Source organism: Mycolicibacterium novocastrense (assembly GCF_001499835.1).
Taxonomy (GTDB): domain Bacteria; phylum Actinomycetota; class Actinomycetes; order Mycobacteriales; family Mycobacteriaceae; genus Mycobacterium; species Mycobacterium novocastrense.
In genome coordinates this window covers 1-591 of record NZ_LQIH01000062.1, presented here as the reverse complement: position 1 = coordinate 591, position 591 = coordinate 1, and the positions used below count along the sequence as shown (strand labels likewise).

1 protein-coding gene is annotated in these 591 nt (G+C 67.3%); it reads right to left on the bottom strand.

Annotation, left to right across the window (positions count from 1 at the left end; genetic code table 11):
- The coding region (locus AU072_RS24450; RefSeq protein ID WP_120271690.1) for a PASTA domain-containing protein at positions 1–591 on the bottom strand (591 nt) is incomplete at both ends.

Sequence of the window (591 nt, the reverse complement as noted above, 5' to 3'; positions counted from 1 at the left end):
TCGGGACGCGGCGGCGGTGCCGGCGCGATCCCGGTGCTGGTGTTGATCGTGACGATGGAGCCCGGGATGGTTTGACCACTCGGCGTGGTGCCCACGACCGCACCGTAAGCGGCCGCGCTGTTGACCGGCGTCGTCTTCTCGGCAACCTGGAACCCGGCATCCTTCAACCGTTGACGGGCCCGGTCGACGTTCATGCCTGTCACGTTCGGCACCTCGCTGCCGGGACCGCCCTCGACGTAGCGGGGATCGGTCGGCGGCAGACGCACCTCGCCGAGATCGGTCGCGATCGGCTTCATCGCCTCGAACCAGATGCGCGCCGGCTCGTTACCCCCGTAGAGGTCTCCGCTGTAGCACTTGCGCAGGGGGAACGAGCAGATCTCCGACGGTGAGTTGGAGTCGTCGAAGATGTACACCGCGCCCGCGAGCTGGTTGGTGAATCCCAGAAACCCCGACGACCGGTGAGACTCGGTCGTGCCGGTCTTACCGGACATCGGCAGATCCCAGCCCACTGAACCGGCGGCTCCCGCGGCCGTACCGGCGCCCTTGTCGTCCTTGCTCAGCGCGTTCGCGAGAGTGTTCGCCAACCCTTCC